The organism is Neisseria sp. RH3002v2f, from assembly GCF_014596375.1.
In the GTDB taxonomy this organism is placed as follows: Bacteria; Pseudomonadota; Gammaproteobacteria; order Burkholderiales; family Neisseriaceae; genus Neisseria; species Neisseria cinerea.
In genome coordinates, this window is sequence record NZ_MAYZ01000012.1 from 303626 (window position 1) to 325063 (window position 21438).

General features: G+C 50.3%; 23 protein-coding genes. 9 read left to right on the forward strand and 14 right to left on the reverse strand.

What is annotated here, in order from left to right; all coding sequences use genetic code 11:
- Positions 1–78: 78 nt before the first annotated feature.
- Positions 79–2148 (reverse strand): TonB-dependent receptor, encoded by a 2070-nt coding sequence (locus BBW69_RS02265; RefSeq protein ID WP_188210259.1) that lies wholly within the window; start codon positions 2146–2148, stop codon positions 79–81.
- Positions 2149–2445: 297 nt separating this feature from the next.
- Positions 2446–5202 (reverse strand): DNA gyrase subunit A, encoded by a 2757-nt coding sequence (gene gyrA / locus BBW69_RS02270; protein ID WP_188210260.1) that lies wholly within the window; start codon positions 5200–5202, stop codon positions 2446–2448.
- Between the two features lie 237 nt (positions 5203–5439).
- Between gyrA and csm6 the strand changes: the two genes are divergently transcribed.
- The gene (csm6, locus tag BBW69_RS02275; RefSeq protein WP_188210261.1) at positions 5440–6144 is read left to right on the forward strand and encodes a CRISPR-associated ring nuclease Csm6; all 705 of its coding nucleotides are present in this window, start codon (positions 5440–5442) and stop codon (positions 6142–6144) included.
- Positions 6145–6204: 60 nt separating this feature from the next.
- Here the strand turns inward: csm6 and hscB are convergent, their stop codons facing one another.
- Positions 6205–6705, reverse strand: a complete 501-nt coding sequence (gene hscB, locus BBW69_RS02280; protein WP_188210262.1) for a Fe-S protein assembly co-chaperone HscB — start codon at positions 6703–6705, stop codon at positions 6205–6207.
- 82 nt (positions 6706–6787) lie between these two features.
- On the opposite strand from hscB, the gene BBW69_RS02285 reads away from it, so the two are divergent.
- Positions 6788–7009, forward strand: a complete 222-nt coding sequence (locus BBW69_RS02285) for an alternative ribosome-rescue factor A (protein ID WP_108043922.1) — start codon at positions 6788–6790, stop codon at positions 7007–7009.
- Here BBW69_RS02285 and iscA read toward each other — a convergent pair.
- From iscA to iscR, 6 genes are all read right to left on the reverse strand, one after another.
- The gene (iscA, locus tag BBW69_RS02290) at positions 6969–7289 is read right to left on the reverse strand and encodes an iron-sulfur cluster assembly protein IscA (protein ID WP_003680782.1); all 321 of its coding nucleotides are present in this window, start codon (positions 7287–7289) and stop codon (positions 6969–6971) included. The two genes, BBW69_RS02285 and iscA, sit on opposite strands and share 41 nt — an antisense overlap.
- Before the next feature lie 10 nt (positions 7290–7299).
- Positions 7300–7545 (reverse strand): recombinase RecA, encoded by a 246-nt coding sequence (locus tag BBW69_RS02295; protein WP_188210263.1) that lies wholly within the window; start codon positions 7543–7545, stop codon positions 7300–7302.
- 107 nt (positions 7546–7652) lie between these two features.
- On the reverse strand, positions 7653–8039 hold the full coding sequence (iscU, locus tag BBW69_RS02300) for a Fe-S cluster assembly scaffold IscU (protein WP_003674559.1): 387 nt from the start codon (positions 8037–8039) through the stop codon (positions 7653–7655).
- 66 nt (positions 8040–8105) lie between these two features.
- Positions 8106–8234 (reverse strand): hypothetical protein, encoded by a 129-nt coding sequence (locus tag BBW69_RS10045; protein ID WP_003674561.1) that lies wholly within the window; start codon positions 8232–8234, stop codon positions 8106–8108.
- Positions 8235–8314: 80 nt separating this feature from the next.
- Positions 8315–9529, reverse strand: a complete 1215-nt coding sequence (locus tag BBW69_RS02305; protein WP_188210264.1) for an IscS subfamily cysteine desulfurase — start codon at positions 9527–9529, stop codon at positions 8315–8317.
- Between the two features lie 29 nt (positions 9530–9558).
- Entirely contained in the window at positions 9559–10005 is a 447-nt protein-coding gene (gene iscR, locus BBW69_RS02310) for a Fe-S cluster assembly transcriptional regulator IscR (RefSeq protein ID WP_188210265.1), read from the reverse strand.
- Between the two features lie 354 nt (positions 10006–10359).
- Here iscR and BBW69_RS02315 point away from each other — a divergent pair, with 354 nt between their 5' ends.
- The gene (locus BBW69_RS02315) at positions 10360–11532 is read left to right on the forward strand and encodes an alpha-hydroxy acid oxidase (protein ID WP_188210266.1); all 1173 of its coding nucleotides are present in this window, start codon (positions 10360–10362) and stop codon (positions 11530–11532) included.
- Positions 11533–11596: 64 nt separating this feature from the next.
- Here BBW69_RS02315 and truB read toward each other — a convergent pair whose 3' ends face one another.
- A complete protein-coding gene (gene truB / locus BBW69_RS02320; protein WP_188210309.1) occupies positions 11597–12520 on the reverse strand; it encodes a tRNA pseudouridine(55) synthase TruB in 924 nt (307 codons plus the stop codon).
- Between the two features lie 32 nt (positions 12521–12552).
- Positions 12553–12924, reverse strand: coding sequence for a 30S ribosome-binding factor RbfA (gene rbfA / locus BBW69_RS02325; RefSeq protein WP_002241698.1), 372 nt, complete (start codon positions 12922–12924; stop codon positions 12553–12555).
- A gap of 164 nt (positions 12925–13088) precedes the next feature.
- Between rbfA and clpX the strand changes: the two genes are divergently transcribed.
- From clpX to BBW69_RS02345, 4 genes are all read left to right on the forward strand, one after another.
- A complete protein-coding gene (gene clpX, locus BBW69_RS02330) occupies positions 13089–14333 on the forward strand; it encodes an ATP-dependent Clp protease ATP-binding subunit ClpX (protein WP_107997003.1) in 1245 nt (414 codons plus the stop codon).
- A 692-nt stretch (positions 14334–15025) separates the two neighbouring features.
- Positions 15026–15526, forward strand: coding sequence for a hypothetical protein (locus tag BBW69_RS02335; RefSeq protein WP_107960243.1), 501 nt, complete (start codon positions 15026–15028; stop codon positions 15524–15526).
- A 94-nt stretch (positions 15527–15620) separates the two neighbouring features.
- A complete protein-coding gene (locus BBW69_RS02340) occupies positions 15621–16175 on the forward strand; it encodes a hypothetical protein (protein WP_188210267.1) in 555 nt (184 codons plus the stop codon).
- Between the two features lie 13 nt (positions 16176–16188).
- Positions 16189–16395 (forward strand): helix-turn-helix transcriptional regulator, encoded by a 207-nt coding sequence (locus BBW69_RS02345; protein ID WP_188210268.1) that lies wholly within the window; start codon positions 16189–16191, stop codon positions 16393–16395.
- Positions 16396–16523: 128 nt separating this feature from the next.
- Here the strand turns inward: BBW69_RS02345 and BBW69_RS02350 are convergent, their stop codons facing one another.
- Positions 16524–17945, reverse strand: a complete 1422-nt coding sequence (locus BBW69_RS02350) for a DEAD/DEAH box helicase (protein WP_188210269.1) — start codon at positions 17943–17945, stop codon at positions 16524–16526.
- A 337-nt stretch (positions 17946–18282) separates the two neighbouring features.
- On the opposite strand from BBW69_RS02350, the gene BBW69_RS02355 reads away from it, so the two are divergent.
- Entirely contained in the window at positions 18283–19230 is a 948-nt protein-coding gene (locus BBW69_RS02355) for a class I SAM-dependent methyltransferase (protein ID WP_188210270.1), read from the forward strand.
- Positions 19231–19281: 51 nt separating this feature from the next.
- Here BBW69_RS02355 and trxA read toward each other — a convergent pair whose 3' ends face one another.
- On the reverse strand, positions 19282–19614 hold the full coding sequence (trxA, locus tag BBW69_RS02360) for a thioredoxin TrxA (protein WP_003674588.1): 333 nt from the start codon (positions 19612–19614) through the stop codon (positions 19282–19284).
- Between the two features lie 297 nt (positions 19615–19911).
- On the opposite strand from trxA, the gene dnrN reads away from it, so the two are divergent.
- Positions 19912–20385: an iron-sulfur cluster repair protein DnrN gene (dnrN, locus tag BBW69_RS02365; RefSeq protein WP_188210271.1), complete on the forward strand. Its 474-nt coding sequence runs from the start codon at positions 19912–19914 to the stop codon at positions 20383–20385.
- A gap of 69 nt (positions 20386–20454) precedes the next feature.
- Here the strand turns inward: dnrN and nadE are convergent, their stop codons facing one another.
- On the reverse strand, positions 20455–21276 hold the full coding sequence (gene nadE / locus BBW69_RS02370) for an NAD(+) synthase (protein ID WP_188210272.1): 822 nt from the start codon (positions 21274–21276) through the stop codon (positions 20455–20457).
- Between the last annotated feature and the right edge of the window lie 162 nt (positions 21277–21438).

Here is a 21438-nt window from a genome sequence, read left to right on the forward strand (position 1 = left end):
TGAAAAAACCTCGCTTTTGTCTGTAACGAAAATGCCGTCTGAAAAGGTTTTCAGACGGCATTGCTTTAAAACGGCAGGTCAGAAACGGTAGTTCAGACCGAAGATAAACTCTCTGCCACGTTCGTAGAACGGTACGCGAGCCACACCGTCGGGGAAGCGCTGGCTGTGTGAACGGTATTTTTTGTTGCCGATATTGTTGACGGCAAAGTTGACGTTCATATTGTCTTTGCCCAAAGGCTGCCAGTTGGCGTAGAGGTCGTGTACGCCGTAGCCGTTTTTAACGGATTTAACCGTACCTTTTTTCCGTGCTGCATCGGTAAAGCTTGTGCTTTGGGCATAACGTCCGCGCCAGCCGATTTCCAATTTAGGCTGTTCAAACCGGTAGGACAGGCCGGTCAGCCATTGACGACCGGTATTCCAGAAGGTAAACGAGCTTTCGTGGTCTTCTGCCAGTATCGGGCTTTCGCCGTAGTACATTTCGCCTTTCAAACGCGGTTTGACGTAGGATACCCCTAAGCGTGCGGTCAGACCGCCGTTTCGATAGGATGCATCGATTTCGTAGCCGTTGGTAGTCAGTTTGCCGCCGTTGAAGATGCGTCCGCGCTCGTTAATGACAGCCTTTTTGTTGTCAATTTTTGCCCATTGGTAAACCACCAAGTCTTTAATGTTTTGATGGAATACGCTTCCGCTCAGGTTAAAGCCGTTTTGCTGCCATTTGAAGCCGATTTCGGCACGTCGGGCTGTTTCTGCTTTCAAATCTTTATCAACATCGACCGCATTGCCCGCGCGTTCGTTGGCAAGTAGGGCTTCATTCAGGCGGGGGGAGCGGCTTGCCTGATTCAAGTTGCCCAAGAGGGAGAAGTTGTCGTTGACATCCCAAATGATACCCACACTCGGATTAAGTTGACCGTCGGCAGCGTTTTGACCGTTGGCTGCGGTGTATTTGAAATGATCATAACGCAAACCGGTAGTCAGGGTTACGGGATGCAGATTCCAAATGCCTTCGGTATAGATGCCATAATCGGTTTTTTTCTCGTCATTGACATCGTTGAGTTTCAGGATTTTCAGCCAAGGGCTTTTGTCTGAAGATTTGGCACTTTCATGACGGTAATTGAAACCGTACTTGACGAGATGGCCGTCGCCCAAGGTGCTGGCAAGGTTAAGATTGGCACCTTTTGCTTTGATTTTGCTCAATTCGAGTTCGTTGCTTTTTTGTGTGCCGTCCGGCGCGCCTTTAGGCGGTTTGTAGTCGTCGGTATGGATTTGGAAGAGGTTGGCATCGATTTTGTCTAAGAATCCGACGTGACGGCCTTTATATTCCAAATTATATGACTGTTCTTTTTGGGCAGTACCGGCAAAGCCTTTATAAGCAGTATCAGTTTGGAATTCGGCTTTGTCCGTGCGGTTGCCTTTTTGATATTCTTGGCGGTAGCTCAGGCGGATGCCGTGATCTTCGTTGAAGTCATAACCCAGTTTGCCCAAATAGCTGTGTTGTTCCAGTTTGCTGCCCTGATTGATTTTGCCCGCACCGTCTTTGTAGTCGCGGTTGTTCAGGAAGTTGCCGGCAAACAATGCATCAAAACCGTCTTGGTAGGCATAGACGGCGGCATTGCCGCCTGTACCTTTGTTGGAGCTGACTGTCGAACCCAATTTGAAGCCGAATGGTTTTCCGTCAACCAATAAGTCTTTGGCGTCAACAGTGGTTACGCGGATGGTGCCGCCTACTGAACCGATACCTGAACTTGCCGCACCGGTACCTTTTTCTACGTTAATGCTTTTAATTAATGCCGGATCGAGTTGGAAGCGGCTTTGGTGGTGGAAAATTTTAGTAGATTGGCTGGTTCCGTCCACATCCAAATTGATTTTGTCTTCGCCTACGCCGCGAATACTGTAAAACTGTGCCACGCCGTTGCCGCCGCCGACATCCATACCAATCTGGTCTTTCATGACCTGTTTCAAATCGGTTGCAGTTTCACGGTCGAGTTGGTTGCGGTTTGTACGGGTACTGACGGCGGTACCGCTGACTTTAACTTCCGACAGCTCGGCCGTATGGTTGTAACCGAAATTTCCGTCCGCATGGGAAAACCCGGCAGACAGAGCAAGTGCCATCAGGCTGTATCGGAATACAGGTAAGTTGTTACCTTTCATTTTTCATCCTTAGGTTAGTTAGTGAGGATATTTTAATTATTTTAATAATGATTATCAAAACTTGAATTTTATATGTATTATATGTTTTTCTAATTATTAAACAAGATATTGTTTTTATTAAAAATTACTTATATTTTCACAATGTTGTTTTCTTACAACGTTGAAAAGGATGCGATATGTTTTTGATGATTTGAAGACGGGAAGCTGTTTCCAAATTTGATTGTGAGAAGTGGGGTGGATGGATGATGGATAAAATAAATGCCGTCTGAATCTTCAGACGGCATTGGGATATGATGTTTAGTTCCCGGTTTCTGGTTCGGTTACACTGGAAATTACAGAGGCGTCGGAGAGATCGGATTCGGACTCGTCTTCGGCAACACGTTCCAGCGATACTAAGGTTTCACCTTCGTCCAAATTGATCAGTTTCACACCTGCAGCGGCGCGGCCGGTTTCGCGGATTTGTTCGACTTTGGTACGAATCAGGACACCGCCGCTGGTAATCAGCATCAGATCATCGGTTTCGCTAACCAAAGTCGCGGCAACCAAATCGCCGTTGCGCTCGCCGGTATTGATAGCGATATTGCCTTGTCCGCCTTTATTTTTACGGCTGTAATCGGCAATCGGGGTGCGTTTGCCGTAGCCGTTGGCGGTAGCGGTCAATACTTGCAAATCGCTTTGCTCGGCTTCGGGGGAGAAAGTAATCAGGCTGACGATTTTGCCGTCGGCAGGCAGGCGCATACCACGCAGACCGCCGCTGCCGCGACCGGACGGACGCACGCCGTGTTTGCCGCTTGGCAGGGCGTTTTCATTGTCGGCAGTTTCGTCTTCGAGGTCGTCTGAAATTTCAGTTTCGATGTCGGTATCTTCCGCTTCGTCGTTGCCGGATTTTTCCCAGTATTCATTGAAGCGGATGGCTTTGCCCAAGTTGGAGAACAGCATGATGTCGTCCGAGCCGCCGGTTTGCGCGGCGCCGACGAGGTAATCGCCTTCTTTGAGCGCGATGGCTTTGATACCTTGGCTGCGGACGTTTTTAAACGCCGAAAGCTGGACTTTTTTCACCATACCTTGTGCGGTGGCGAAGAAGACGTATTGGTCTTCGGGGAATTCCCGCACGGCGAGGATGGCGCTGACTTTTTCGCCTTCTTCCAACTGGATGACGTTGTTAATCGGACGACCGCGGCTGTTGCGGCCGCCTTCGGGCAGTTTGTAAACCTTAATCCAGTGGCACTTGCCGAGGTTGGTGAAACACATCAAATAGTCATGTGTGTTTGCAACGAACAGGGTTTCGATGAAGTCTTCGTCTTTGGTGGCCGCCGCCTGTTTGCCGCGCCCGCCGCGACGCTGAGCCTGATAGTCGGTGGTCGGCTGGGTTTTGATATAGCCGCCATGAGTTAGGGTAACGACCATTTCACGTTGAGGAATCAGGTCTTCATCGGCAATGTCGCCGCCGAACGGGTTGATTTCGCTGCGTCTTTCATCACCATAGTTGGTTTTGATTTCTTCCAGTTCGTCGCGGATGATTTGGGTAATGCGTTCGGGTTTGGAGAGGATGTCCACAAAGTCGATGATTTTACCCATCAGGTTTTTGTAGCTTTCGACAATTTCTTCCTGATCGAGGCCGGTCAGGTTTCGCAAGCTCATGCGTAAAATAGCATCTGCCTGAATCTCGCTCAGGTAATAACCTTGTTCTTTCAGACCAATGTTTGCAGCCAATCCTTCCGGACGCATCATTTCTAAATCCAGACCGGAACGCGTCAGCATTTCTTCAACGAGGCTACTGCGCCAAGGACGCGCAAGCAGTTTTTCTTTGGCCTCGGCTGCGTTGGGAGATTCTTTGATGAGCCTGATGATTTCATCGATATTGGACAGTGCGACGGCTTTGCCTTCGGCAATATGCCCTTCGTGGCGAGCCTTCTTCAGCCGGAAAAGCGTACGTCGGGTAACGACTTCGCGGCGGTGGCGCAGGAATTCGGAGAGAATCTGTTTCAGGTTCAACAGGCGCGGTTGTCCGTCGACCAAAACTACCATATTGATGCCGAAACTGTCTTGCAGCGGAGTCAGTTTGTAGAGTTGGTTTAAGACGACTTCGGCATTTTCGTTGCGTTTCAGCTCGATAACGACACGCATGCCGGATTTGTCGGATTCGTCGCGGAGCTCGGAAATGCCTTCCAGCGTTTTTTCTCGGACCAGCTCACCGATTTTCTCAACCAGTTTGGCTTTGTTGACCTGATAGGGGATTTCGTCGATAACGATGGCTTCGCGTTCCCCATTTTTGCCGATAGGTTCGGTATGGGTCTTGGCGCGGATGACGACGCGGCCGCGGCCTGTTTTATAGCCTTCGCGCACCCCGCTCAAGCCGTAGATGGTTGCCCCGGTCGGGAAGTCGGGGGCTTGGATAATGTCAATCAGTTCGTCGATTTCGGTTTCGGGAGCATCGAGCAGGCGCAGGCAGGCATTGATGGTATCGGAAAGGTTGTGCGGCGGGATATTGGTCGCCATGCCGACGGCGATGCCGGACGAGCCGTTGACGAGCAGTGTGGGGAAACGGGTTGGCAGTACAAGCGGCTCGTGTTCGCTACCGTCGTAGTTCGGGCCGAAATTAACGGTTTCTTCCTCAATGTCTGCCAGCATTTCATGTGAGATTTTCGCCATGCGGATTTCGGTATAGCGCATGGCTGCGGCGGCAAGCCCGTCTATGGAGCCGAAGTTGCCTTGACCGTCGACCAAGACGTAACGCATGGCGAAGTCTTGTGCCATACGGACGATGGTGTCATATACGGCAGTATCGCCGTGGGGGTGGTATTTACCGATGACGTCGCCGACAATACGCGCCGATTTTTTGTAGGCGGAATTCCAGTTGTTTTTCAGTTCGTGCATGGCATACAGCACGCGGCGGTGTACCGGTTTGAGACCGTCGCGAACGTCCGGCAGCGCGCGCCCGACAATGACGCTCATGGCGTAGTCGAGATAGCTTTTGCGCATTTCGTCTTCAAGGCTTACCGGCAGGGTTTCGAGGGCGAATTTGTGGTCGTTGCGGATGGTTGCGTCGGTCATGGTTTTAATATTTCGTGCTGGCAAAAATAGTGGCTTATTTTAGCATATTTCAACGTAAAACTGTGTTTCGGGTTGCAGGTATGCCGTCTGAAAGATGGGGGCACTTTCACAAATTTGTTTTGGAGGTATTTGGGACGGTATCGGTACATAATAGGTTCTGCTGGTAAAATGAAATGGAGGGAAAGGTGCTGTGTCGTGTTGTTGATGTGAAATAATTTGGCCAGCGGACGTAAGTCTATGGTTTTTTATATCGGTTATGCGCTTTCGCTGTTTGGACGAAGGCAGGATAGGATGTCTCATATTTTGGTGGAAGAAGTTTTTGAAACGCATCCTGAATTTTTCTACCCTCCGAAAAAACCTCATTTTTTGAACACGCGTCCGTACGGCATGGCGGATGCTTCCAAGGCGCAGGTTATGTTGGCTGAAATTCCGTTTGTGCGGATGAGGAAGCGGTGTGAAGATTGGGCTTTGGGTGAGGATTGGACGTTTTCTCAAGCGGTTTCCCGGACTCAGGAAATGTTGGACGATGTGGATGTGGAAATTGATGCGGCAAATGGTGTTTTACGTTTCGGTTCGGTCGTTGTCGACGGACTGTCGCCCCGTCAGTTCTCGATTTACCTGGTTATGGCACGTTTGTGTTTGGAGGGAAGGAAGATAGACTGCGGCAGTCAGTGCGAATTTGCCGAAATGGTATGGGCGGACTATGCGGGTCGGCGTGACAGGGTGTCGGACGATGTCAGTCTGAGGAAATGGTTGGAGGAGGATCCCGTAAAGCCTCAGTATATTTTCTTCTGGAACCGCTTTCTTGAGGAACGCTCTAAAATTACGAAGGTTTTGCTTCGGGTATTGGGCGAGCATGGGCGGAGATTCGGTATTGTTTCCCGCAACAAATGTTATTTTTTGGATGTTCCTCCACGGCTTTTGTCTGTTGTGGACAGGTAGCCGGTATGTTCAGACGGCATGGCGTATGGAGCGGGTATGCCGTCTGAAACACGGTACGGATTATAATGCGGAGGAGATTTCGTTGCGGAGTTTGTCGAGAAACCTGCCTTGGCGGACTTGTTGTGCGGCGGTGTCGTAGTCTTGGTGCGCGAATGACTGTTGCAGGTCGCAGAACAGTTTTTCTTGTTCGGCACGGATTTCGTCATTCAGATTTTCCAGGGTTTTCAGGTCGCTTTCTGCCCGTGCCTCCATCAGCGTTTCGCGCCATTCCATTTGCTGCATGAGGAAGTCGGGAGCGAAAGAGGTATGCTCCGGCGCGTCGGCGTCTATCCCCAATGTCTTCAGCAGATATGCGGAGCGGTCGATGGGATTTTTCAAGGTACGGTAGGCATCGTTGATGGTGGAAGACATCATTACTGCCTGTTTCTGCTCGAAAGCGGAAGCTGAAGCGAATTTATCGGGATGGAAACGGGCAGCCAAGGCACGGTAGGTTTGCTCCAAGTTTTCGGCGTCGATATCGAAAGCGGGTTCAAGCTGGAAGAGTGTGAAATATTGAGACATGGCGGGATAATGAATGTGAAATGTTCGGCAGAAACCTGATTTTGCCTTATAATCCGCTGCTTCTTAAGCAAAAGGACTGAATATGAGCGGTAAAGTGCAGCACAATAAAGGTAAAATACGCGACAATGCTTTAAAAGCCTTAGTGAAATCCGATTTGTTCCGACACAAGGTGGAACGGAAAAGAAAAGGCAAAGGCAGCTACAACAGGCAGGAAGCGAAAAAATGGCGGGACGGTTTTGATACGGTCCCGCCATTTTTATGTCTTAAACGTGGAAGCTCTCGCCGCAGCCGCAGGAGTCTTTGACATTCGGGTTTTCAAATTTGAAACCTTCCTGCAAACCTTCTTTGGTGTAATCGACTTGCGTGCCGTCTAAATAAACCAAGCTTTTCGGATCGATATAAATGCGCGCGCCGTGTTCTTCGAAAATCAGGTCGTCCTCGTTCGCTTCATCGACAAATTCAAGGTTGTATGCCATACCCGAGCAGCCGCTGGTTTTCACACCTAAGCGTACGCCCAAGCCTTTGCCGCGTTTGGTCAGGTAATTGTTGATGTATTTGGCTGCATTTTCTGTGATGGTAATCATGCTTCTTTCCTCATTTCGCAATTATTTTCTGTTTTGCCCATGTTATCGCGGTAGAAACGGCGGCTTTTGCCTGCGGACTGTTTTTCCAACAGGTCGATCCGGTCAATTTTGTACCTTGTTCCAAAACATCGTCCACATCCGCTGCCGCCAGCGTGGCAACATCATCCAAACCCATTTGCTGCAAACGCTGCAATACAGTTTTGCCTATGCCTTTGACGGCAAGCAGGGATTGGGCTTCTTCATCGCTAAAAGGCATTTTGCCTCCTTTGATTTTGAAGGGGTAAGCGCGCTTATATGGCAGTTGGTACCTATCAAGCCGATTTAGGCATTAATGTCCGCAAACTAAGTATCTGGAAAACAGGGTTATTTGTTTTCCTGACGTTTACGGTAGTCGGCAACGGCCGCTTTTACCGCGTCTTCCGCCAAAATGGAGCAGTGGATTTTTACCGGCGGCAATTCCAACTCTTCGGCGATTTCACTGTTTTTGATTGCCAGTGCATCATCCAAGCTTTTGCCTTTGACCCACTCGGTAATCAGGCTGGACGAAGCGATGGCCGAGCCGCAGCCGTAAGTTTTGAATTTGGCATCTTCAATAATACCTTCATCGTTTACTTTGATTTGCAGACGCATCACGTCGCCGCAGGCGGGAGCGCCGACCATGCCGGTGCCGACGGACTCGTCGTTTTTGTCGAAAGTGCCGACGTTGCGTGGGTTTTCGTAGTGGTCGATTACTTTATCGCTGTATGCCATGATGTGGTTTCCTTAATGTTTTTGATGATTTAAGTGGTTTGTTTGCCTGTTTTCAGACGGCCTGAGTTAGATTTTGCACGCGCCGCCTTCGCAGCCGTCGTCATTTTCCGAATCAACGCCGCCTTCCACGGTAACGCCGTCGAAATCGTCCAGCAGGTTGTCGAGGTTGTCTAAATCGAAATCTTGATCTTTCATATTTTTCTCTTGATTGGATTGGAACGGTCTGTTTTCCTAGATGCCGTCTGAAATTTCAGACGGCATTGCAGGGTAGCGGGTTAATGTGCCGCCCATTCAATCGAGTTCAAATCAATCCCGTCTTTGAACATTTCCCACAGCGGCGACAGTTCACGCAGTTTACCGATTTTGGATTTGATCAGTTCTGCCGCGAATTGCACTTCTTCTTCGGTGGTCATGCGGCCGAAGGTGATGCGCAGGGAAGAGTGCGCCAGTTCGTCGTTACGGCCGAGCGCGCGCAGGACGTAGCTGGGTTCGAGCGAGGCGGAGGTGCAGGCGGAGCCGCTAGATACAGCGAGTTCTTTGACTGCCATAATTAAGCTTTCGCCTTCGACGAAGTTGAAGCTGACGTTCAGGTTGTTCGGAGCACGGTGTTCGAGGTCGCCGTTGATGTAGACTTCTTCGATGCCTTCGATGCCTTTGAGGAAGATATCACGCAGTTTCAGGTAGTGAGCAGTGTCTTGTGCCAATTCTTCTTTGGCAATGCGGAAGGCTTCGCCCATGCCGACGATTTGGTGGGTCGGCAAGGTACCGGAACGGAAACCACGCTCGTGGCCGCCGCCGTGCATTTGGGCTTCGAGGCGGACGCGGGGTTTGCGGCGGACGTACAGGGCACCAATGCCTTTAGGACCGTACACTTTATGACCGGACATGGACAGCAGGTCGATTTTGGCTGCTTCTACGTCAACAGGCACTTTGCCGCAGGCTTGGGCAGCATCAACGTGGAAGATGATTTTGCGTTCGTGGCAGATTTCGCCGATGGCGGGAATGTCTTGCACCACGCCGATTTCGTTGTTTACCCACATTACGGAAACGAGGATGGTGTCGTCGCGGATGGCGGCTTTCAGTACGTCCAAATCAACCAAACCGTTCTCTTGTACGTCCAGGTAAGTTACTTCGTAACCTTGGCGTTCGAGTTCGCGCATAGTATCGAGCACGGCTTTGTGCTCAGTTTTTACAGTAATGAGGTGATTACCTTTAGATTTGTAGAAGTGCGCCGCGCCTTTGATGGCGAGGTTGTTAGACTCGGTTGCGCCGCTGGTGAAAACGATTTCTTTAGAGTCGGCGTTAATCAGGGCGGCGATGTCGGCGCGGGCTTTTTCGACGGCTTCTTCTGCTTCCCAGCCGAATGCGTGGCTGTTGGAAGCGGGGTTACCGAAGGTTTCGGTTAGATAGGGAATCATTTTTTCGGCAACGCGTTTGTCAACGGGGGTGGTGGCGGCGTAGTCGAGATAAACGGGGGTTTTGACGGCCATGGTTTGCTCTTTCTTTTTCTGTAATGTACTTAATGGATATGTGTAAATTGGATGACGTGGCTGCCGTCATCGCTGTTTTTCTGTTCGATGATGCTTTGCAGGGTAACGCTACTGAGGTAATCGTTGATGGTTTTGTTCAAGTTTTCCCAAAGGTCGTGCGTCAGGCAGGGAGCACCGTGGTGGCAGTTGGCTTTGTTGCTGCATTGGGTGGCGTCCAGTTTGTCTTCGGCGGCGGAAATGATTTGGGCGATGTTGATTTGTGCGGGAGGGGCGGCGAGGATGTAGCCGCCGCCGGGTCCGCGCAGGCTTTCAACCAGTCCGGCACGCCGCAGTTTGCTGAATAATTGTTCGAGATAGGAAAGCGAAATGCTTTGGCGTTCGCTGATGGCGCTGAGTTTGATGGCGCCAGTTTGCGCGTTCATCGCCAAATCAATCATGGCGGTAACGGCAAAACGCCCTTTTGTGGTCAGTCTCATGGTAGTTGCCTGTGCCGGCGTTCTTATAGTTAGTGGCTTGATTGTCTAATATCTGAGTGATTCGGTCAAGTATATTCAAGAATCTTCCGATTGTTTGTTTAAATGACTGTGCGAACTGATTTTTATCCGTCTAAAGATTTCTCTTTTTTATCTGTAACTTGAATCAGAGGCCGTCTGAAAATTGCTATCGCCCCACTTTTGGCAGGGTTAAAACCATTTGCTTTATAATTGAGATTGATATAGATTATCTAATTCATACTAAATCATTATGGTATTGTAAAAGTCTGTCTTAAACCAACCTGCCTGTTTAGGCGGCGCAATCCATAAGCAACCCCTTAACAGAGGCAATCAATAATGAAACGCGATTTGAGCAAAATGACCTGTATCGAAGACCTGCGCCTTGTCGCCAAGCGCAAGATGCCGCGCATGTTTTACGATTACATCGATTCAGGTTCTTGGACGGAAACCACCTACCGCGAAAACACTTCGGATTTCAAAGATATCCGATTTCGCCAAAAGGTATTGGTCAATATGGAAGGCCGTAGTTTAGAGACCAAAATGATTGGTCAGGATGTAAAGATGCCGGTGGCGATTGCGCCGACGGGCTTTACCGGCATGGCGCACGCCGACGGTGAAATTTTGGCGGCGCGGGCGGCGGAGAAGTTCGGCATTCCATTTACGCTTTCTACCATGTCCATCTGCTCGATTGAAGACGTTGCCGAGAACACCAGCGCGCCGTTTTGGTTTCAGCTTTATGTGATGCGCGACCGCGAGTTTATGGAAAACCTGATTAAGCGCGCGAAAGATGCCAAGTGTTCGGCGTTGGTTTTGACCGCCGATTTGCAGGTTTTAGGTCAACGCCACAAAGACATCAAAAACGGCCTGTCTGCACCGCCGAAACCGACCATCGCCAATTTAATCAATCTGGCGACCAAGCCTGAATGGTGTATGAAAATGCTGAACACGGAACGCCGCACGTTCCGCAATATCGTCGGTCATGCAAAAAACGTCGGCGATTTGTCTTCGCTGTCTTCATGGACTTCCGAACAATTCGACCCGCGCCTGAGCTGGGACGACGTCGCCCGCATTAAAGATTTGTGGGGTGGCAAGCTGATTATCAAAGGCATTATGGAACCCGAAGACGCGGAAAAAGCAGCGAAAAGCGGCGCGGACGCATTGGTCGTTTCCAACCACGGCGGCCGACAGCTTGACGATACCGTATCGGCCATCAAGGCCTTGCCCGACATTGTCAGCGCAGTGGGCAGCGACATCGAGGTTTGGATGGACAGCGGTATCCGCAGCGGTCAGGACATCCTCAAAGCATGGGCTTTGGGCGCGAAAGGTACGATGATAGGCCGGGCGTTTCTGTATGGTTTGGGTGCGTATGGTGAAGAAGGCGTTACCCGTGCGCTGGAAATCCTGTATAAAGAAATGGATATATCTATGGCGTTTACGGGACACCGCGATATTCAAGATGTCGATGCCTCGATTTTAAGGGGTAAAGATTGGGGTAAGGAAACGGTTTAGATACTGAAAAATATGATGCCGTCTGAACACAGGGTTCGGACGGCATCATATTTTTAATTCCCACTCAGGCTGCGGATACCGCAGTATTCATCAGCCGCAACGTTTTCAGACGGCATATTTCCTTTTGATATTCTGCCAAACCGACAAACTCTCCGGTTTCAGTGTAAACGCGTATCGGCGTGTCGGAAGGTAGGTCTTCCTCGAAACGCGGACGTTGTCCGTAGCGGAGCATATGGACCGCATAATCGTTTAAAATGGTTTGGGGAAAGTGTGAAACCAATACGTCGCAGGGTAGCAGCAAGCTGTCGCGTTCTGTTTCGTTCAAATTTGCCAAGGCCTCAAGCGTGTGGCTTTGGGCGATGGTAAAGCCGGCGGTTTCGGTGCGGCGCAGGGCGGTCAGGTGGGCGAACGTGCCGATGTGTTTGGCGATGTCTTCGCTGAGGGTGCGGATATAGGTGCCTTTGCTGCAACGCACGCTTATCACGGCTTTGGGCGCGTCAAACTCGGTAATATCGATGGTGTAAATGGTGATGTCGCGCGCTTTGCGTTCGATGACGATGCCTTTGCGGGCGTATTCGTACAGCGGTTTGCCTTCGTACTTGAGGGCGGAAAACATCGGCGGCACTTGGCGGATGTTACCTGTCAGTGCTTGGCAGGCCGTCTGAAATTCGGCTAAGGAAATATCGGCACGGGCGGTGGCAACGATTTCGCCTTCGGCATCACCCGTGCTGCTGGCTTCGCCGAGTTTCAGCGTGGCGGTGTAGGCTTTGTCGGCATCAATCAGATATTGGGCGAACTTGGTCGCTTCGCCGAAGCAGACGGGCAAAAGTCCGGTTGCCAAAGGATCGAGTACGCCAGTATGCCCGGCTTTTTCGGCATGAAACAAACGCCTCGCTTTTTGCAGCGCGGTGTTGCTGGAAAGGCCGGAGGGTTTGTCCAAGAGCAAAACACCGTTGACGGCACGTTTTTGGGGTTTGCCTGTATTCATGGTTCGATGTTCGGACGGCATGGGCATATCCGTCAGTCTTCGACGGGTTTTTCCGCCGCCACTTGATCGATAAGGGCAGACAGGTTCATACCGCGCTCCAAGGATTCGTCGTATTTGAAATGGAGTTCGGGGATTTTGAACAGTTTGATGCGTTTGGCCAATTCGCTGCGGAGGTGTCCGCGTGCGTGTTCCAGCACTTCTTCCGTAATTTCGCGCGCGTCTTGGTTTAACACCGTATAGAACACGGTGGCATGGCTGTAATCTCGAGTGACTTCGACTTCGTTGATGGTGATGAAGCCGGCGCGGGGGTCTTTCAGTCCGGTACGGACGAGTTCGGCAAGCTCGCGCATGATTTGTTCTTTGACACGGTCTTGGCGGGCATAGCCGCGTTGGGGTTTTCTCATGGATGTCCTTAGGTTTGACTTCAGACGGCATGATTGCCGTGTGAAAAATTCAATTTAATTGTATTATAACAAATTGAGTTTTTTTCTGTGCGATAACAGAATATACTTGGCAACCCGATTACGGCGCATGCCGTTTCCGTAACGAATTATTGTAAAGAAAACTTATGTCCAACGAAAACCGTACCTGTTCCTTTTGCGGAAAATCCAAACAACACGTCAAACATTTGATTGAGGGCGAAAACGCCTATATCTGCGACGAGTGCGTCTCAAACTGTATTGAAATATTGTATGAAGACGGAAATGACGGCACGCCTTCGGAAAGTGTCGGACAGACATCGGAAGAGCCCGGCAAGCTGCCCACACCCGCCGAAATCGTCGCCAACCTTAACGACCACGTTATCGGTCAGGAACAAGCCAAGAAAGCTTTGGCGGTGTCGGTGTACAACCATTACAAACGCCTGCGCCATCCTAAAGCCGGCGGTAATGTCGAATTGTCGAAATCCAACATCCTGCTTATCGGCCCGACCGGATCGGGTAAAACCCTGCTGGCGCAATCTTTGGCGCGCAAACTGGACGTACCGTTCGTGATGGCGGACGCAACCACGCTGACCGAGGCAGGTTATGTCGGTGAAGACGTCGAGCAAATCATTACCAAGCTTTTGGGTAAATGTGATTTCGATGTCGAAAAAGCCCAGCGCGGCATTGTCTATATCGACGAAATCGATAAAATTTCACGCAAAAGCGACAACCCGTCGATTACCCGCGACGTATCCGGCGAAGGTGTGCAACAAGCCTTGCTGAAACTGATTGAAGGTACGGTAGCCAGCGTTCCGCCCCAAGGCGGCCGCAAGCATCCGAATCAGGAATTTATCAACGTCGATACCACCAACATCCTGTTTATCTGCGGCGGTGCGTTTGCAGGCTTGGAAAAAGTGATTCGCCAGCGCACAGAGAAAGGCGGTATCGGTTTCGGTGCGTCCGTTCACAGCAAGGACGAAAATGCCGACATTACCAAGCTATTCGGTATTGTTGAACCGGAAGATTTGATTAAATTCGGCCTGATTCCGGAATTAATCGGACGTTTGCCCGTGATTGCAACACTAGAAGAACTGGATGAGGACGCGCTGATTAATATTTTGACCGAGCCGAAAAATGCTTTGGTCAAGCAGTACCAAGCTTTGTTCGGCATGGAAAACGTCGAGTTGGAATTTGAAGAAAACGCTTTGCGCAGCATTGCCCGTCAGGCAATGGAACGTAAAACCGGGGCACGCGGTCTGAGGTCCATCGTCGAACGCTGCCTGTTGGATACCATGTACCGCCTGCCTGATTTGAAAGGTTTGAAAAAAGTGGTTGTCGGCGAGGCGGTTATTGAGGAAGGTAAAGAGCCGGAATTGATATTCGAATCCTAGTTCCGAGCGGGTATTAAAACCGTTTTTACCACACGGGAATAAGTATAAAAAGCGGTTTGCTCTTTGATGCCGTCTGAAGGCTTCCTGCCTTCAGACGGCATTTTGTTACAGATGATTGGGTGTGTGGGCAAATCCGTCGGTATCTTCAGGCCGTTTGTAGGATTTTTGCCTTCAGCAATGAAAACGGAGCGGGCAAGGTATCACGGTCTTCCGCTAAAATGAGCATATTGTGTTTCAGTATGATACAGGGCTTTCAAACGGAATATTCGGACGCGGGCTGAGGTTTCATTCCGACCGGCGTATTGTTTGAGTAAGGCAAGGTCGGGTTATCGGTGAAATCGGTGGTTTGTTTGAGGGTGGTAGCAGTTTAATAAAATAAATTATATTTAAATCAGTGAATTAATTATTTTTTTGTAATGTTTTAGGTGGCGTTGTTGAAAAAGGGGGGAACTTTGTTTACAATGCGGGAATATCAAATTTCCAGATATCTAAATTTATCATGCAAATTCAAGCGTTTTCATCTGTTTGTTTTTATTGGTGCCACACAAACGTGCGGTACTTTTTTGCGCTTGCTTGAAACACTTAGTATATTTACGCAAAACAGGCCGCTCGGAACAGGGCGGCTTTTTTGTTACCTCTCAAAGGCAGGTCGCCCGATTCGGACTACAGACGACAGAATCAGGAATATGACCATGAATGCAATGCCTCAAACCGCCGAACAAAGTGAAATCCTTCATACTTGCAGCATTATTGTCGATGATGCGCAAGATTTTTCCCCTGCGTTTCTTGATGCAGGTCAGGGTGGGACGCTTATTAGCGAATCAATGATTCCGCAAGTCCGTACCGTTGCAACCATGATTGCCGCCGAACGGCATGATTTCAGCAGTACCAGCCCTGCCGAATTTACCGATGCCGCCGATTTTTTTGCCGCACGGATTTTGGTTTTAGGCGTACGCTGCTTTCATTTGGATGTATCTCTGTCCCAGGTTTTGAAAACTGCAAATAACCGTGCCCGCCGTTTTGCTGAAAAACACCATCTGTTTTTTACTCCAGCCCAAGCCGAATTAAGCCTGAATAAGTGTAAAAACAGTCATCTACTGACTGTCGAAACCGAAATTAAGGCAGAAAACAAGGGCAGCCTTGTCGCAAACAGTATTGAGTTTGCCCGCAGGCTGAAACTACTGCCTCTGTAACGGTTTTATATAAATAAATTTTCCTGTCTGCATACTTGATAAATATGTCGGCAACGATACAATAAAACCGAATTCACAAATAAACAGGACATACATGAACAAACTGACCGCAGCCGCACTTATCGCGATATTGACACTGACGGCCTGCAAAGACGATATGCAGGCGCAACTCGAACAGCAGCAGAAACAGATTGAGGCCCTGCAACAGCAACTTGAGCAACAGGCAGACGATACGGTATACCAATTGGCACCGGATGCAGTGAAAGAAACCATCCCAGCCGATGCATTGGCAAACGGAAACAATGGGCAGCCTGTAACCGGAAAGGACGGGCAGCAATATATCTATGATCAATCGACAGGAAGCTGGCTGCTGCAAAGCTTGGTTGGTGCGGCGGCGGGCGCGTTTATCGGGAATGCATTGTCAAGTAAATTTATGCAGGCAGGCAATCAAAACAGTCCTGTCGCCCGACGCGCACGTGCAGCCTACCATCAATCTGCACGCCCCAATGCACGCACCAGTAGGGATTTGAACACGCGAAGCCTACGGGCAAAACAACAGGCGGCGCAACCACAGCGTTACCGTCCGACAACACGCCCGCCCGCCAATTACCGTCGTCCGGCCATGCGCGGTTTCGGCAGGAGGAGGTAAATCCGTTGCCGCAATGCCGTCTGAAGGGTTTCAGACGGCATTTTTGTATCGTTTTCGCCGTCGTCTGCCGGTAACTGTATGTTTAATCTGTCGGGTAAGAACAGCTGCCGAATGGTGCATCTACTGGGGCATGACACAAAGCAAAGCTGCCCAAAAAGCAGGTATCAGCCAAGCCGCGTTAAGCCAAACCGAAAAACAAGGCTCACGCCCTCAAACATAAACGCACGAATAATTCGCCAAAATATACGGTTGCAATTCCGACCAATTGGCCGGCTAGTAAAATGCCGTCTGAAACGGAAATATGTTTCAGACGGCATCTTGTTTTCAGTAAGAAAGTATCAGGCGGGTTCAGCGGTCTTTATAGCGGCTGCTGCCTTTTCCAGTAAAAGAACCGTTGTTTGGGCGTTTGCTTTTGAAGCCTTCGCCGCTTTTTTTGAAACCGTCAGATTTCTTGAAACCGTCCTTCTTAAAGCCGTCTTTTTTGAAACCGTCTTTTTTATGGCCTTCGCCGCGTGAATTTCCGCCGAAGCCTTCTTTACCCGGTTTCTTATCGCCGCGCCAGCCGCCGGATTTTCTCTCGCTCCAGCCGCCTTTGCCTTTCGGCTTGCCGCTTGCGGATTTGCGCTTGCGGGTCGGTTCCATGCCTTCGATGGTCAGCTCAGGCAATTTGCGGCCGATGTATTTTTCGATTTTGTGTACTTTGACGTATTCGTTTACTTCGGCAAAAGTAATCGCGATACCGGTACGGCCTGCGCGACCGGTACGGCCGATGCGGTGAACGTAGTCTTCCGCCTGTTTCGGCAGGTCGTAGTTGATGACGTGGGTAATGGTCGGTACGTCGATACCGCGGGCGGCAACGTCGGTGGCAACCAAAATTTTGCAGCGGCCTTTGCGCAAATCCATCAGCGTGCGGTTGCGCCAGCCTTGCGGCATGTCGCCGTGCAGGCAGTTTGCGGCGAAACCTTTTTCGTACAATTCATCCGCGATGACTTCGGTCATGGCTTTGGTGGACGTGAAAATCACGCATTGGTCGATGTTGGCGTCGCGCAGGATGTGGTCGAGCAGGCGGTTTTTGTGGCGCATATCGTCGCAGTACAGCAGCTGCTCTTCGATTTTGCCTTGATCGTCCACGCGTTCGACTTCAATGACTTCAGGGTCTTGGGTCAGTTTGCGCGCCAGTTTACCGACCGCGCCATCCCAGGTGGCGGAGAACAATAAAGTCTGACGGTCGGCCGGGGTGGCTTCGACGATGGTTTCGATGTCGTCGATAAAGCCCATATCCAACATGCGGTCGGCTTCGTCCAGAATCAGCACTTCCAAGCGGGCGAAATCGACTTTGCCGCTTTGCATCAAGTCCATCAGACGGCCCGGCGTGGCGACAATCAGGTCAACCGGTTTGCTCAGGGCGCGGGTTTGGTAGCCGAACGATGCGCCGCCGACGATGCTGACGGTGCGGAACCAACGCATATTCTTGGCATACGCCAGCGCGTTTTTCTCGACTTGCGCCGCCAATTCGCGGGTCGGCGTCAACACCAATGCGCGCGGGCCTTTGCCCGGTTTTTCGCTGCGTTTGGTCAGCCGCTGCAACGTTGGCAGCAGGAAGGCGGCGGTTTTGCCGGAGCCGGTTTGTGCCGAAGCCATGATGTCGCGGCCTTCCAAAGCAAACGGAATGGCTTGCGCCTGAATCGGAGTCGGGCTTTCGTAACCCTCGCTGCTCACGGCGGACAAAATGTTTTTATCAAGGTTCAAATCGGCAAATTTAATAGACATGGCTATCCTAAAGAGACAACAACGCGCACGTCTGAACGGTTTTCAGACGACCTGAAGCAAAGGAAAGTAACGATACGGAAAATGTGAAGTTACAGGGTTGTCGCAAGCATCTTGCTTGTGGTTAACATCGACGACAACCTGCACAGAAAGGCTTGGCAAATATGCAAGCAATAAAAGAAACGCGCCCGAAACGGCGGTTTAGGTTGGAAGACGATGGCTTCGTATAAAAAGGCGAGTGGCGGATAATATCGATTTTATGAACAATGGTCAAGAAAAAAAGCATCAAGTGCGTTAAAATCCAAATCCTTCCCAATACTCATTCAGGCTGTCTGAAACCATGACCGACATCACACCCTTCGCCAACCGCATGGGCAAAAACATCAAACACCTCATGAAATGGGCGAAACGCAACAGCATTGAAGCCTGGCGCATTTACGACCGCGACATTCCCCAATTCCCCTTTGCCGTCGATGTTTACGGCGACCAAATCCACCTTCAGGAATACGATACCGGCTGGCTGATGCAGCCCGAAGAATACGAAGCGTGGCTTACCGAAGTATTGGAAGCCCTCGCCTTCGTTACCGGCTTTGCGCCCGAACAAATCCACCTCAAACGCCGCGAACGTCAAAAAGGTTTGCAGCAATACGAGAAAACCGGCAAAACCGGCGACGATTTCGTCATCACTGAAAACGGCCGTAAGTTTTGGGTCAACCTCGACAAATACCTCGATACCGGCCTTTTCCTCGACCACCGCAACACACGTAAAAAAGTCGGCGAAACCGCAGCAGGCAAACGCTTCCTCAACCTGTTTTCCTACACCGGCAGCTTCACCGTCTATGCCGCAACCGGCGGCGCGGTATCCAGCGAAACCGTCGATTTATCCAACACTTACCTGGACTGGGCAAAACGCAATTTCGAACTCAACGGCATCAGCCCCGAACAACACCAAATCGTCCGCGCCGACGTGTTCCAATACCTGCAAAACGCCGCCGCCGAAGGCAAACAGTTCGATCTCATCGTCATGGATCCGCCCAGCTTCTCCAACAGCAAAAAGATGCTCGATATTCTCGACATCCAGCGTGACCATAAAAAGCTGATTGAAGGCGCAATGAGCCTGCTCGTTTCAGACGGTATTTTGTACTTCTCCAACAACCTGCGCAGCTTTGTGTTGGACGATTCGGTCGCGGAACAATACGCCGTCAAAGACATTTCCAAACAGTCCGTTCCCGACGATTTCCGCAACAAAAAAATCCATCAATGCTGGGAAATCCGTAAAAAGGCTTAAAACAAAAAAAGCCGCCGGATTAAATTCCGGCGGCTTTTTTTCATATTGCCGTTAGGCGATGGAAGCCTCAACAAAGGCAGTCAGCTGACCTTTTGCCAATGCGCCGACTTTGGTAGCGACGACTTCGCCGTTTTTGAATACCATCAGGGTCGGAATACCGCGTACGCCGAAACGGGACGGGGTGGCTTCATTGTCATCGATATTGAGTTTGACTACTTTCAGACGGCCTTCGAATTCGGCGGCGATATCGTCCAAAATAGGGGCAATCATTTTGCAGGGGCCGCACCAAGGAGCCCAAAAGTCCAGCAGGACGGGGATATCTGCATTTAAAACGTCTTTTTCAAAAGCGGCATCGCTGGTGTGTACAATCAATTCGCTGCTCATCAAATTTTCCTTTTAGGTTTGGATTAGTGGGATAGTGTGCAGAATAGGGCTTGAACGCAAAAATTTCAAGGGGGATGTTCGGATAATAGTTTTTTTGTACCGCCCCCATCGTCTTTGCAAATTCAGTCGATGGAACGGGTTGCATTATATTTCTGAAAATTACTTTTATTATCAAAATGTAATAAATATGTTTGAGGCTGTACAGAAGCGCGCGGGCGGTGTATGCTTTGTTTAAATAGATTCTTAAAATATGAATGTTAAAAATAAACCCTAAAACCCTATAAAAGGAACCCTGCCATGACTGATTTTTCCGTTTGGGAAACTGCTCCCTTTAGTGCGACTGTCGATCATATCCTGCAACGCTACCACAATGTACACCGTGCACAATTTGAAGAATTGGTGCCGCTGGCGCAAAAAGTGGCCCAAGTTCATGCCGATACCTTTCCGGCGGAAATTGCCGAGCTGCTTGCCTATATGCAGAACGAACTGCTGATGCATATGATGAAAGAGGAAAGGATGCTGTTTCCGATGATTAATCAGGGTGTTGGTCGGGGTGCGGCGATGCCCATCAGCGTGATGATGCACGAACATGAAGAACACGACCGCGCCATCGCACGGCTCAAAGAGCTGACCGATAATTTCCAAGCGCCCGAAGGAGCTTGCGGAAGCTGGACGCGGCTTTACGCTTTGGCCAAAGAAATGGTAGAGGATTTGAACGACCACATTCATTTGGAAAACGATATTCTGTTTGCCCGCGTACTCGATTCTTAAGGGATAGGAGTCGGATATTTCAATGCCGTCTGAAATACGGTTTTCCGTTTCAGACGGCATTTTCATATTTCAGCCCAGCAATTCGGGCGGAATGCGGCACACGGGAATTGGGTTGATTTTGTGCTGCATAGCGCGGTGAAGCCGCGTATAGATTTCTAGAACTTCGCGCTGCCGCCCTTCAAAATCTTTGGGTTTGCGCGTACCGTACACGCCCATTGCCCACTCCAGTTCGGGATAGCTTGCGCCCATCTGTTCCTCGTCGGTGCGTTCCGTATCCCACAGGCCGTCGGTCGGAGGGGCTTTTTGAATCGCCTCGTCCACGCCCAATGCTTCGGCAAGCTGGTAAACCTGCGTTTTGGTCAGGTCGGCAATCGGGCTGATGTCCACGCCGCCGTCGCCGTATTTGGTAAAAAATCCCACGCCGAAATCTTCAATTTTATTACCTGTCCCCGTAACCAGCAGTCCATGTATCTGCCCGTAGTAGTACAGGGTTAGCATACGCAGGCGGCTTCTGGCGTTGGCGAGGGAAAGCGGTTGATTGTCAAATGCCGTCTGATGAACGCCGACGGTTTGTTCAAAGGTCTGGAAGGTGTCGGTCAGATCGACCGTTTGTGCGCTTACATTGGCATATTGCCGTTGCAGATTGCGGATGTGTAGCCTTGCCCGCTCAAGCTGGTCGGGGTGTTGGCGTATCGGCATATCCAGAAGCAGCGTGGTGCGGCCGGTGCGGGCGGCGAGTGTGGAGACGACGGCGGAATCGATGCCGCCGGAAACGCCTACGACGAATCCTTTTACATTTGCCTGAGCGGCGTATTCGTCCAACCATCGGGCGATATGTGTGATAACCGCTTGCGTATCCATGGTTCCTCCTGTCGGAAATACCTGCATCATAGCTTGTCGGCGGTTCAATTTGAATAGATTGCAGGCAAATTTATGAACATTTTTTCTAGCCTCCGCTTAAAAAAGTCATATGGAAAAAAGCGGCCGCCAAGGTGGTGCATGTTATAATATTGTTGACAATTTAGACGGTTTAATACCGCCTTAGGCTTCAAA